At 73.4% G+C, this 12,625-nt stretch carries 9 protein-coding genes; 6 read left to right on the top strand and 3 right to left on the bottom strand.

Features of this window, described 5'->3' with window-relative positions; genetic code table 11:
• Positions 1 to 55: 55 nt before the first annotated feature.
• Entirely contained in the window at positions 56 to 1,387 is a 1,332-nt protein-coding gene (locus F6W97_RS21205) for an aminotransferase class I/II-fold pyridoxal phosphate-dependent enzyme (RefSeq protein WP_155372178.1), read from the bottom strand.
• 88 nt (positions 1,388 to 1,475) lie between these two features.
• Between F6W97_RS21205 and F6W97_RS21200 the strand changes: the two genes are divergently transcribed.
• Complete coding sequence (locus F6W97_RS21200) at positions 1,476 to 2,678, top strand: bifunctional pyridoxamine 5'-phosphate oxidase family protein/GNAT family N-acetyltransferase (RefSeq protein WP_155373014.1); 1,203 nt, start codon at positions 1,476 to 1,478, stop codon at positions 2,676 to 2,678.
• Positions 2,679 to 2,747: 69 nt separating this feature from the next.
• Positions 2,748 to 3,416, top strand: a complete 669-nt coding sequence (gene leuE, locus F6W97_RS21195) for a leucine efflux protein LeuE (RefSeq protein WP_155372177.1) — start codon at positions 2,748 to 2,750, stop codon at positions 3,414 to 3,416.
• A gap of 178 nt (positions 3,417 to 3,594) precedes the next feature.
• Here leuE and F6W97_RS21190 read toward each other — a convergent pair whose 3' ends face one another.
• Complete coding sequence (locus F6W97_RS21190) at positions 3,595 to 3,975, bottom strand: hypothetical protein (protein WP_155372176.1); 381 nt, start codon at positions 3,973 to 3,975, stop codon at positions 3,595 to 3,597.
• 217 nt (positions 3,976 to 4,192) lie between these two features.
• On the opposite strand from F6W97_RS21190, the gene F6W97_RS21185 reads away from it, so the two are divergent.
• The 4 genes from F6W97_RS21185 (at position 4,193) to F6W97_RS21170 (ending at position 11,951) form a co-directional block, all read left to right on the top strand.
• The gene (locus tag F6W97_RS21185) at positions 4,193 to 8,638 is read left to right on the top strand and encodes an ATP-dependent helicase (protein WP_155372175.1); all 4,446 of its coding nucleotides are present in this window, start codon (positions 4,193 to 4,195) and stop codon (positions 8,636 to 8,638) included.
• Between the two features lie 96 nt (positions 8,639 to 8,734).
• Positions 8,735 to 10,018, top strand: a complete 1,284-nt coding sequence (locus F6W97_RS21180) for an acyltransferase family protein (protein ID WP_155372174.1) — start codon at positions 8,735 to 8,737, stop codon at positions 10,016 to 10,018.
• Between the two features lie 35 nt (positions 10,019 to 10,053).
• The gene (locus F6W97_RS21175) at positions 10,054 to 10,833 is read left to right on the top strand and encodes an SAM hydrolase/SAM-dependent halogenase family protein (protein ID WP_155372173.1); all 780 of its coding nucleotides are present in this window, start codon (positions 10,054 to 10,056) and stop codon (positions 10,831 to 10,833) included.
• Between the two features lie 188 nt (positions 10,834 to 11,021).
• Positions 11,022 to 11,951, top strand: coding sequence for an SCO6745 family protein (locus F6W97_RS21170; protein ID WP_230686847.1), 930 nt, complete (start codon positions 11,022 to 11,024; stop codon positions 11,949 to 11,951).
• A 50-nt stretch (positions 11,952 to 12,001) separates the two neighbouring features.
• Here the strand turns inward: F6W97_RS21170 and F6W97_RS21165 are convergent, their stop codons facing one another.
• Positions 12,002 to 12,445, bottom strand: coding sequence for a helix-turn-helix domain-containing protein (locus tag F6W97_RS21165; RefSeq protein ID WP_155372172.1), 444 nt, complete (start codon positions 12,443 to 12,445; stop codon positions 12,002 to 12,004).
• Between the last annotated feature and the right edge of the window lie 180 nt (positions 12,446 to 12,625).

Here is a 12,625-nt window from a genome sequence, read left to right as displayed (position 1 = left end):
GATCGAACTCGATGCAATAGGCCAACGTCTATCGCAAAGCCGAGCCGCGCCGCGCTCAGCGCAGCACCGCGGCCGGGGACGGGAGCACCGCGGCGGCCACGGCCTCGGCCAGCGGCTCGACCTCGTCGGGGCGCAGCGTCGCGACGGTGATCCGGATCCCCGGCCCGGTCACGGTGCGGTACACGTGCCCCGGCACCACCGCCCACCCGGCGTCGCGCAGCGCGGTCACCGCCCCGGTCTCGTCCGGCACCGGCACCCACACGTTGATCCCGGTGCGCCCGCTCGCAGCGACACCCCGCCGGCGCAGCGCCTCGACCAGCGCGGAGCGGCGTTCGTCGTACACCCGCCCGGCCCGCGCCACGGTCCGCTGCGCCGCCGGGTCCTGCCACAGCCCCAGCAGCGTGCGCTGGAGCAGCCCGGACACCCACCCCGGGCCGAGCCGCGCCCGCCCCGCCACCCGCGACACCGTCTCGGCGTCCCCGGCGATCACCGCGCAGCGCAGGTCGGGGCCGTACGGCTTGCTGGCGCTGCGGACGAACGCCCAGTGCGCCCCGCCGGCGACCGGGTGCGACGGCACCGCCGCCAGCTCTCCGGCATGGTCGTCCTCGATCACGAACACATCGCGCAGCAACGGCCGCAGCTCCCGGGCCCGTGCCGCGCTCACCGCGGCCCCGGTCGGGTTCTGCGCCCGGGTCGTGATCACCGCGGCCCGCGCGCCCGCGGCGACGGCTGCCCGCACCCCGTCGGGCAGCGGCCCCTCGTCGTCGACTGGCATCGAGACCGGCACCAGGCCCAGCGCGGCGATCAGGTGCAGCAGCGCGCCCCAGCCCGGATCCTCGACCGCCACCCGGTCACCGGGCCGCAGCCGGGCGCCGAGCAGCCGATCGATGCCGTCCAAGGCCCCACTGACCAGGGTGTACTCCGCCCCGTCCGGCAGCTCGGGCAGCCGGGTGCGGGCATGGTCGATCAGTTCCGGCAGCGGCCCGGCGTCGGCATACCGCAGCGGGGTCTCGCCTGCGGCGAACGCGTCGGCGACGTGCCGCAGCACCGGGGCCAGGTCCGGCAGCAGGGCCGGGTCCGGCTCGCCGTCGGACAGGTCGCGCACGCCCGCGGGCAGCGGCAGGGGGCGGACAGCCCGGCCGGTCGCGATCGGGGTCACCGGGCGCACCCGGGTGCCGTGTCGGCCTGCGGTCACCACGATGCCCCGGTCACGCAGCCGCTGGTACGCGGCCGCGACGGTGGCGGGGCTGACGGACAGCTCCTCGGCCAGGGCCCGCACGCTGGGCAGCGCGTCCCCGGGCACGAGCACGCCCCGGCGCACGCCCTCCTCCACGCAGGACGCGATAGCCGTTGCCGTGCCCCCGGTGATCGGATATCGTACTGTCACAAAGCCAAGTATGTACTAGTACATTATTCGAGTCAAGGAGGCGGGCGTGACCACCTACCCGCAGACTTCGCGCACCACCGCACTGCGGATGCGCGAGCGCATGTCCTACGAGCGCGACGCCGCGCACGCGATCCTCGACGAAGCCTGGCACTGCACCCTGTCCTTCGTGCTCGACGGCGAGCCGCGGGCGCTGCCCACCCTGCACATACGCGTCGACGACACGCTCTACCTGCACGGCTCCAGCGGCGGCCGGATGGGCCTGGAGGCGCGTCGCGGCCTGCGCGTGGCCGCCTGCGTCACCCACCTGGACGGCCTGGTGCTGGCCCGCTCGCAGTTCCACCACAGCGCCAACTACCGCTCGGTCATCGCGCACGGCACCGCCACGCTGGTCACCGACGAGCAGGAGAAGCTGCGCGTCTTCACCGCGCTGGCCGAGAAGATCGGCGAGGGCCACGCCGCCCGGACGCGCCCCCCGTCGGCCAAGGAGCTGGCCCAGACGGCGCTGCTGGCACTACCGCTGGACGAGGTCTCGGTGCGCGCCCGCACCGGCACCGCCGGCGACGACGAGGAGGACCTGGCCCTGCCGTACTGGGCGGGCGTGCTCCCGCTCAAGGTCACCGCCGGTCCCGCCGAACCCGCCCCCGGCGTCACCGTGCCCGCCCCCGCCTACCTGCGCGCCGATCGCGGCCCGTGGCACGAGCCCGTGATGCTGCGCGGCTCCGTGGTGACCCTGGAGCCGCTCGACATGTCCCACGTCGACGGCCTGTACGCCGCCGCCGGAAACGACGAAGAGGTGTGGCGCTGGCTTTTCAACCCCGCCCCGCGCAGCAGCGAGGAGATGGCCGCCGTCGTCTCCGACGCGCTGGCCGCGCAGGCGCGCGGCGAGCGGGTCCCGTGGGTGCAGCGGTCCACCGCCACCGGCGAGATCCTCGGCACCACCTCGTACTACGCCATCGACCCGGTACGCCGGCAGCTCGGCATCGGCCACACCTTCCTGGGCCGCAAGGCCTGGCGCACCGGCGTCAACACCGAGTCCAAGCTGCTCCTGCTCGAACGCGCCTTCGACGTCCTCGGGGCAGAACGCGTCGAGTGGCACACCCACCACAACAACCAGCGCTCCCAGGCCGCCATCGCCCGCCTCGGCGCGGTCCGCGAGGGCGTCCTGCGCCACCACCGCATGCACCACGACGGCCAGTGGCGCGACACCGTCACCTTCTCCATGCTCGCCGCCGAATGGCCCACCGCCCGCACCCGCCTGACCGCAGCAAGGCCGCCGTCGACGGGCCGGTGACGTAGGGCACCTCCGGGGTGTCCTATCGGCCGAGGCCGCCACCAGGTCACTCAGGAGAGGATGTAAGGCATGCTCGGCGTTACGGACCTGTACACCTTCGTGCTCGGCACGATCGCCATCGTGCTGCTGCCCGGCCCGAACTCGTTGTACGTGCTCGCCGTCGCGGCCCGCCGCGGAGTACGGCAGGGCTACCGCGGGGCGATGGGCGTCTTCTGCGGCGACGGCGTGCTCATGCTGGTTTCCGCGGCGGGCATGGCATCCCTGCTGCGGGCCGTCCCCGCGCTGTTCATGGTCGTCAAATACGCCGGTGCCGCCTACCTGGGCTTCGTCGGCGTCAAGATGCTGGTCGGCGCGATCCGCGGCTGGCGGGACCGGTCCGCCGGCCGCGTCATGGCCCAGGTCGCGGCGAGCCCGCCCGAGCCTGCGCCCAAGGCCGAGAACCCGTTCCGGCGGGCGTTCACGATCAGCCTGATGAACCCGAAGGCGATCCTGTTCTTCGTCTCGTTCTTCATCCAGTTCGTCGACCCCGGGTACGCCTACCCGGCGGTGTCGTTCCTGCTGCTGGCGATCATCGTGCAGATCTGCAGCGCCCTCTACCTCAGCGCACTGATCTTCAGCGGGAACCGGCTGGCCGCCGCGTTCCGCACCCGGCGCAGGCTGGCCGCGGCCGGCACCAGCGCCATCGGCGCCCTCTTCGTCGGCTTCGGCGTCAAACTCGCCACCTCATCCCTGACCTGACGCACCCGGGGAGCGCGGCGCCGCGTACCACAAAAAGACGTTGGCCTATCTGGATGACAATTCGGCGATCGAACTCATCCAGATAGGCCAACGTCTATGCCAAGTCGGGGCCGACGTCCATAAAAAACGGCGGTCGGCTTCAGGGAGCCGGTCGCACGTCGGCGGTTCGGGGCGGGGCTCAGGCTACGGCCGGCTCCGGGATCAGCAGGTCGTGGCGGCCGAGGTCGCGGATGATGTCGTTGACCACCCACACGTCCACGTGCGCGGGGCGCGCGTGCGTGTGCGGGTGCCGGGCGTCGCGGTTGCGCACCACGAAGTAGTGCACGGCGGCGCGCACCCGGGCCCGGTCGACGGCGCTGGCTCGCACCGTGTCGCGGATCAGCTGGCGCAGGTGCGCCGCGATGCGCTCGGCCAGGGCCAGTTCGTGGCCGGAGTGCTGCGTCTGGGACTGGCCTGCCTGCAGCCGGGCGAGGTGCCCGTCGAGCTGGCGCAGCAGGACGTCCGATTCGTGGCGGCTGTTCTTCCTGTCGACTGCCGGTGTGGTCTGTCGTTCGGTCATGCCTACCCTCCGCACACCGTGTTCGATGGACTACTCATCGTGAGCAAGACGGTACGTGATTCGGGCGCATCCGGGCAAGACTCCCAACCAAACCGTCTCATCCACTGGGCCTACCCCTGCGGGGAGTGTGGTTAACGCCTCACCTGCGGCATCACCCGTACGAGACCCGAAACATGTGCCAGGCGATTGTCGGTGGCTGGGGGCAGGATGGGCGGTGATGAACACGCCCGCCGCCCCGTTCGGCCCTGCCACGCAGGCCTGGTTCGACGCGGCTTTCGCCGCGCCCACCCCGGCCCAGGCGGGTGCCTGGAAGGCCGTCAGCGCCGGCGACCACGCCCTGGTGGTGGCCCCGACCGGCTCGGGCAAGACCCTGGCCGCGTTCCTCTGGGCGCTGGACCGCCTCGCCCACGAGCCGCTGCCCGAGGACCCCACGCGGCGCTGCCGGGTGCTCTACGTCAGCCCGCTCAAGGCCCTGGCCGTGGACGTCGAGCGCAACCTGCGCACCCCGCTCACCGGCATCAGGCACGCGGCAGCCCGGCTCGGCCTGAAAGAACCGGACATCACGGTCGGCATGCGTACGGGCGACACCCCCGCGGACGAACGCCGCACCTTCAACCGACGCCCGCCGGACATCCTGATCACCACACCGGAGTCGTTGTTCCTGCTGCTCACCTCGCAGGCGCGGGAGTCGCTGCGGGGCGTCGAGACGGTGATCGTCGACGAGGTGCACGCGGTCACCGGCACCAAGCGCGGCGCGCACCTGGCGCTGTCCCTGGAGCGCCTCGACGCGCTGCTGGCCAAACCCGCGCAGCGGATCGGCCTGTCGGCGACGGTCGAGCCGGTCGAGGCGGCGGCGCAGTTCCTCGGCGGGGCCGCGCCGGTGCGCGTGGTGCAGCCGAAGTCCGCCAAGACCATCGAGGTCAGCGTCGAGGTGCCGGTCGAGGACATGACCGCGCTCGACGAGGGCAGACCCGACGACGAGGGCCCGCGCCGGGCCTCGATCTGGCCGGCGGTCGAGGAGCGGGTGTACGAGCTGATCGGCCGGCACCGCAGCACCATCGTCTTCACCAACTCCCGCCGCGGAGCCGAGCGCCTCTGCGCCCGGCTCAACGAACTGGCCGCCGAGCACCTGGTCACGGCCGTGCCGCCGCCCGCGCAGATCATGGCCCAGTCCGGCGCGGCGTACGGCGCCACCGCCCAGATCGCCCGCGCGCACCACGGCTCGGTCTCCAAGGAGGAGCGCAAGCAGATCGAGGAGGAGCTGAAGTCCGGGCGGCTGCCCGCCGTGGTGGCCACCTCCAGCCTCGAACTCGGCATCGACATGGGCGCGGTCGACCTGGTCGTGCAGGTCGGCGCGCCGCCCAGCGTGGCCGCCGGGCTGCAGCGGGTGGGCCGGGCCGGGCACCAGGTGGGCGCGGTCTCGCGTGGCGTGGTGTTCCCGACGCACCGCGGCGACCTGCTGTCCTGTGCCGTGGTCGCGGGGCGGATGACCGCGGGCCGCCTGGAGCCTCTCGCGTTCCCGCACAGCCCGCTCGACGTGCTCGCCCAGCACATCGTGGCGATGACGGCGCTGGACGAGTGGACCGTCGCCGAGCTGTCGACGCTGGTACGCCGGGCCGCGCCGTTCGCCGCGCTGCCCGAGTCGGCACTGCACGCGGTGCTGGACATGCTCGCCGGGCGCTACCCGTCGACGGCCTTCGCCGAGCTGCGCCCGCGCATCGTCTGGGACCGCGCCGCGGACCGGCTCACCGGCCGCCCCGGCAACCAGCGCCTGGCGGTCACCTCCGGCGGCACCATCCCCGACCGCGGCCTGTTCGGCGTCTTCCTGGCCGGGTCGGAGAAGGCGTCGCGGGTCGGCGAGCTGGACGAGGAGATGGTGTACGAGTCCCGCGTCGGCGACGTGTTCGCGCTGGGCACCAGCTCCTGGCGGATCGAGGACATCACGCCCGACCGGGTGCTGGTCTCCCCCGCCCCGGGCCAGCCCGCCCGGCTGCCGTTCTGGAAGGGCGACCAGGCGGGACGGCCCGTCGCCCTCGGCAAGGCGCTCGGTGCGTTCCTGCGCAATCCGACCGGGATGGAGAACCTCGACCCGTCCGCCGTGGGGAACCTGACGGCATACCTGGAGGAGCAGCGAGCGGCCACCCGGCACCTGCCGGACGACCGGACCGTGCTGGTCGAGCGCTTCCGTGACGAGCTGGGCGACTGGCGCATCGTGCTGCACAACGTGCTCGGCGCGCCGGTCAACGCCCCGTGGGCGCTGGCCATCGGGCAGCGGCTGCGCGAGCGGTACGGCGTGGACGCGCAGGTGCACGCCGCCGACGACGGCATCGTGATCCGGCTGCCGGAGACCGCCGAGGAGCCGCCGGGCGCGGACACGTTCGCCTTCGACGCCGACGAGATCGAGCCGCTGGTCGCCGAGACCGTCGGCGGCTCGGCGCTGTTCGCGTCCCGGTTCCGCGAGTGCGCGGCCCGGTCGCTGCTGCTGCCCCGGCGCGACCCCGGCAGGCGCCAGCCGCTGTGGCAGCAGCGCCAGCGCGCCGCCCAGCTGCTCGACGTGGCCCGGGAGTACCCGGACTTCCCGGTGACCCTGGAGGCGGCCCGGGAGTGCCTGCGCGACGTGTTCGACCTGCCGTCGCTGGCCACGATGATGCGCGACATCGCCTCGCGGAAGATCCGCATGATCGAGGTGTCGACCCCGCAGCCGTCCCCGTTCGCCCGCTCGCTGCTGTTCGGGTACGTGGGCGCGTTCCTGTACGGCGAGGACACCCCGCTGGCCGAGCGCCGGGCCGCCGCGCTCTCCCTGGACCCGACGCTGCTCGGCGAGCTGCTCGGCCGGGTGGAGCTGCGCGAGCTGCTGGACCCGGCGGTCATCGAGGCGACCGCGCTGCGGCTGCGCTGGACCGACCGGCGGGTGCGCGACGCCGAGGACACCGTCGAGATGCTGCGCCAGCTCGGCGACCTGTCCCCGGACGAGCTGGCCGAACGCGGCGTGGAGCCCGGCTGGCTCGACGAGCTGGCCCGCACCGGCCGCATCCTGGCGGTCCGGGTCGCCGGGCAGGAGCGGTACATCATCGCCGAGGACGCGGGCCGCTACCGGGACGCGCTGGGCGTCGCGCTGCCGCCCGGCCTGCCCGCCGCGTACACCACGGCCGTCGCCGACCCGCTGCTCGACCTGATCAGCCGGTACGCGCGAACCCACGGCCCGTTCCGCGCCGATGACACGGCGATCCGGTTCGGGCTGGGTGTGGCGGTGGTCGAGCACACGCTGCGGCGGCTGTCCGCCTCCGGGCGGCTGGTGCAGGGCGAGTTCACCGCGTCGTCGGATGGCGGGTTCATCGAGTGGTGCGACGCGGAGGTGCTGCGTACCCTGCGCCGGCGCAGCCTGGCCGCGCTGCGCAAGGAGATCGAGCCGGTCCCGCCGGACGTGCTGGGCCGCTTCCTGCCCGCCTGGCAGCACATCGGGCGGCGCAGCGAGGGCATCGACGCGGTCGCCGCCGCCATCGACCAGATCCAGGGTGTGCCCGTGCCCGCCTCGGCCCTGGAGCGCCTCATCCTGCCCGCCCGGGTCGCCGACTACCGCCCGTCCTACCTGGACGAGCTGTGCGCCACCGGCGAGGTCGTCTGGGCGGGCGCGGGACCGATCGGCGGCAACGACGGCTGGATCGTGCTGGCCTTCGCCGACGCCGCCCCGCTGCTGCTGCCACCGCCCGCCGAACTCGCCCGGACCGGTGTGCACGAGTCGCTGCTGTCCGCCCTCGGCGGCGGCGCGCTGTTCTTCCGGCAGCTCGCCGACCAGGTCGAGGCCGAGCACGACGAGCTGCTGTCCGCCCTGTGGGACCTGGTCTGGGCCGGGCTGGTCGGCAACGACACGCTTGCCCCGGTGCGGGCGCGGCTGTCCGGCGGCGGCGCGCACCGGGCCAAACCGACTCCGGGCCGGGCCCGTTACCGGCGGCCGAGCCTGACCGGGGGCCGCTCCCTGGCGGCTGCCCGGGGCCCGGCGCACCTGCCCGCGGCGGCGGGTCGCTGGCATGCGCTCGACGAACGGGACACCGACCCCACCGCGCGGGCCGCGGCACTGGCCGACGCGCTGCTGGAACGGTACGGCGTGGTGATCCGGGGCGCGGTCGCCGCCGAGAACCAGCCGGGCGGGTTCGCCGCGGTCTACCCCGTGCTGGCCGCCCTGGAGGACCGGGGCGCGGCCCGCCGCGGCTACTTCGTGGAGGGGCTCGGGGCGGCGCAGTTCGCACTGCCGGGGGCGGTGGACCGGTTGCGCTCGTACGCCGACTTGCGCGACGGCACGCCCCGGGCGCTGGTGCTGGCCGCCACCGACCCTGCCAATCCGTACGGCGCGGCGCTGCCCTGGCCGCACAACACCGAGGGCCACCGCCCCGGCCGCAAGGCCGGCGCACTGGTCGTCCTTGTCAACGGAGCCCTCGCGCTGTACGTCGAGCGCGGTGGCCGCACCCTGCTGTCCTTCAGCGATGACGAGGCGGTCATGGCGGCCGCCGCGGCGTCGCTCACCGAGGCTGTGACCAGCGGTGCGCTCGGTCCGCTGACCGTGGAGCGGGCCGACGGCGAGTCCGTCACCGGCAGCCCGCTGGGCGCGGCGCTGGAGGCGGCCGGGTTCCGGATCACGCCCCGCGGGCTGCGGTTACGCGGCTGAGGGCGGTCCCCTAGGCGGCCATCAGGGAAAGACCGGGGAAACCCGTGTCGGATTCGCGCTGGCGGGTCGCGCCGCGCCGGTGGCATGCTGCGGTTCATGAGCACCGCCGCCGCCCCCGCGCGCCGTGACACCTATGTGGACTTCCTCCGGGCGTTGAGCCTGATCGTGGTCGTGGTCTGGCATTGGGCGTTCACGATCCTCGACTGGCGCGCCGACGGCCCGCACGCCACCAGCCCCCTCGGCTTCACCCGCGGCCTGTGGCTGGCGACCTGGCTGTTCCAGGTCATGCCGCTGTTCTTCTTCATCGGCGGCTTCGTGCACATCCGCAGCTGGGAGCGGGCACAGGCACGAGGCGTCAGCATGGGCGCGTTCGTCTGGCGGCGCATGCGCCAGCTGCTCATCCCGGCCGGCATCGTGCTGCTGGTGTGGATCGCGCTCGGCGGCCTGATCGGCAGCTACTTCAACCTCACCGGCGTCGGCCGGGCGGTGAAGCTGGTGGTGAGCCCGCTGTGGTTCCTCGCCGTGTACCTGATGCTGATCGCCCTGCTTCCGATCGGGTTGTGGCTGCACCGCAAGGCGGGGCTGCTGGCCCTGGTGTGGCTGGCCGGCGCGGCGATGGTGGTCGACGTGGCCCGCTTCGGCAAGGGCATGGAGGACATCGGCTGGCTCAACATGGTGCTGGTGTGGGGCCTGGCCCACCAGGCCGGCTTCTTCTACCAGAATGTCGTCGACTCGCCCCGGCGCAACGATTGGGCGCTGCTCTGGGCGGGCCTGTTCGGCCTGGTCGGGCTCGTCGGGTCGGGGCTCTATCCGGGCTCCATGGTCGGGGTGCCCGGCGAGCGCTTCTCGAACATGGCCCCGCCCACCTTCGTCATCGTGGCGCTGCTGCTGTTCCAGATCGGCTTCGCCGAGCTGATGCGCCCGCGGATGCAGATCCTGCTGGAACGCCCGCGCTGGAAGCGCCTCAACGAGCTGATCAACGAGTTCTCGCTGCCGCTCTACCTGGTGCACACCACCGGCATGGCGCTGTTCCTGTTCCTGACCTGGCTGTGGCTGCGCTACGACATGGACAAGCCCGCCGATGTCGACCTGGGCTGGTGGCTGACCCGGCCGCTTGCCATCATCGGGCCGCTGATCTGCACCATCCCGGTGCTGCTGCTGTTCCGCAAGATCCAGCGCCGGAACACGGCGAGCAAGGCGGCCACCGCCCCGGGCGCCGTCCCCGCCCAGCGCGGACAGGCGTTCGACGGATCCGCCGAGCGCGCTGCGGCGCCCGCGAGCGGGCCTGCCGGGGCCGGTGCGGCGCCGTCGGGCGGCGCGGACGCCGAGCGCTCCGACGCGGATGCGCAGGAGGAGATCGGCTCGCCGCAGCGACCATAGTGGACAACGGGCCGGATCGGTCTACCTTCATAGGCATGCCCGGATATGACTACATCTCGTTCACGACCGACTACGGGCTGTCGGACGGCTTCGTCGCCGCCTGCCACGGCGTGATCGCCCGGACCGCGCCGGCCGCCCGGGTCCTCGACGTCACGCACCTGATCGCGCCCGGCGACGTCACCCGGGGTGCGGCGGTGCTGGCGCAGACCGTGCCGTACCTGCCCGACGCCGTGCACCTCGCGGTCGTCGACCCCGGCGTCGGCAGCCCACGCCGTGCCGTCGTCGTGCAGACCCCGCGCGGGCTGCTCGTCGGGCCCGACAACGGGCTGCTCATCTGGGCCGCGCAGGCGCTCGGCGGCCCGTCCGCGGCGTACGAGCTGGCCAGCGAGGACTGGTTCGCCCCGAACGTGTCGCGCACCTTCCACGGCCGCGACGTCTTCGCCCCGGTCGCGGCCCGCCTGGCCCGCGGCGCGGACCCGGCCGACGCGGGCCCCGCGGTCGCCCTGGACAGCCTGATCGTGCTGCCCGAGCCGGTGGTGGCCTGGGGCGACGGCTGGCTGGAAGCCGAGGTGCTGACCGTCGACCGCTTCGGCAACGTGCAGCTCGCCGCCACCGGTTCGGCCCTCGAACTGCTCCCCGACCGGCTCACCGTCGGCGGCTGCCGCGCGATCCGCGGTACCACCTTCGCCGACGCGCCCTCCGGCGGCCTGGTCGTCTTCGCCGACTCCGCCGACCGTGTCGGCATCGCCGTCAACGGCGGCCGCGCCGCCGTCATGCTCGCCGTAACCCCCGGCGACCTGGTCCGCATCTCCTGACCCACCCCCACCCCCGCGTTGATCATGAACTTATGGCACGGCTCGACGGCGTGTCCCTGCCACAACTTCATGATCAACGCGGGGGTGTCAGCGCCCGGCGATCTAGGCGTTGACAAGTTTGCGGGTTCGTGAAAATCTTGTCGACGTCAAGATGCATTCTTAGTGTCACTACATTAGGGAGGTAGGCGATGTCCGAGACGGTGGCCCCGGCGCTGGTGCGTCGGATGTGGCAGGTGCTGGAGCCGGTGCATGCGGCGATCTACTACGCGCCGCAGGCCGATGAGGAGGCGGCGGCGCTGGGCTACGGCACCGAGGCGCGCTGGGCGAGCTACTTCGCGTGGCGGTCGGCGCCGCTCGGCGCGGCCGGTCCCGAACTGGTGACCGCGACCTACTACAGCTTCAGCCCCGCGATGATCCGCACCTACGTCCCCGCGATCTGGGAGACCGCCACACCGGATCAGGTGCTGGCCGCCCGGGTGCGGGCCGTGGACCGCAGCCTGCGCGCGCTGCTGCCCGACGCCATCGGCACCCCGGAACTGGCCGAGGCCGCAGCGCTCGCCCGTCACGCCGCGCAGGCGGCCGTCACCGCGGGCCGCCCGCTGGCCGCCGCCAACGCCGACCTGCCCTGGCCGGACGAGCCGCACCTGGTGCTCTGGCACGCCGCCTCGCTGCTGCGCGAACACCGCGGCGACGGGCACCTCGCGGCACTGCTCGCCGCCGGACTCGACCCGTGCGAGGCCCTGGTGTCGTTCGCGGCCGTCGGCGCGGCACCGGTCGAGGTCTTCGCCGGTCGCGGCTGGACCGCCGATGAGTGGCAGGCAGCACGGGAGCGGCTGACCGCCCGGGGCTGGCTCGGCGCGGACGGCCTCGCCACCGAGGCGGGACAGGCCGGGCGGGACGAGGTCGAGCGGCTCACCGACGAACTCGCCGCCGGCCCGTGGCGGGCACTCGGCCCGGCAGGCGCCGGGCGGCTGGCTCAGCTGGTCGGCCCGCGGTCACCCTGGCCCGCTCGGGGATCTTCCCCAGGCAGAGCACGCTGGGCCTGGGCGCACGGCGCTGACGACACGCAAGCGGGCGGCAGGCAGCACGGCAGCCGCCCGCTTGCGGACGGCTGTTAGCTGCGGCAGGCGGCACGCTCATCGCGTGCCCACGAGCCGGTGGAGCGTCCTCAGACGCCGACGACCTCGCGGCCGCGCGCGTTGCCGGCGTTGCCCGGACGCATGTTGCGGGTGGTCCGCAGCGTGGTACGCAGCGGATTGTCCCGCCGGACCGTGACCGAGACCTGGCCGTCGGTGGCCACCTCGGTCCGCGGCCGGTGCGTGATCTCCGCCACCTGCTGGTCACCGCGCGGCAGCGGCGTGAGCACGCCGTTGACCTGTTCGGCGACGGCCATGGTGTCGCTGACCTCGCGCAGGACCTCGGACAGCCGCGCGCCGAGGGCGTCGCAGATCGAGGTCAGCAGCTCGCTGGACGCCTCCTTCTGCCCACGCTCGATCTCGGACAGGTATCCGAGACTCACGTTGGCAGCGGTGGAGACCTCACGCAGGGTGCGGTGCTGTCCCTGCCGGCGGGCACGGAGGGCATCACCGATCACTCGACGCAGAAGCACCATGTTCGCACCCCCTGGACTGTTCCCCGTCACGACGCTGGTCGGCTGATATGCCGTCAGCCGCCGGTTGTCACCGACGGCTGAGAAGAACCGTACTCTCTTCATGCCAGTTCGACACCCCGCCCCGCCGGGGGCGGATCCCGAACTCACTCGGCGGCCGACGCCACTTTGATACACAGTACG

The sequence above is a fragment of the Catellatospora vulcania genome, from assembly GCF_009720385.1.
Taxonomy (GTDB): domain Bacteria; phylum Actinomycetota; class Actinomycetes; order Mycobacteriales; family Micromonosporaceae; genus Catellatospora; species Catellatospora vulcania.
This window is presented reverse-complemented; position numbering and strand designations above follow the sequence as displayed.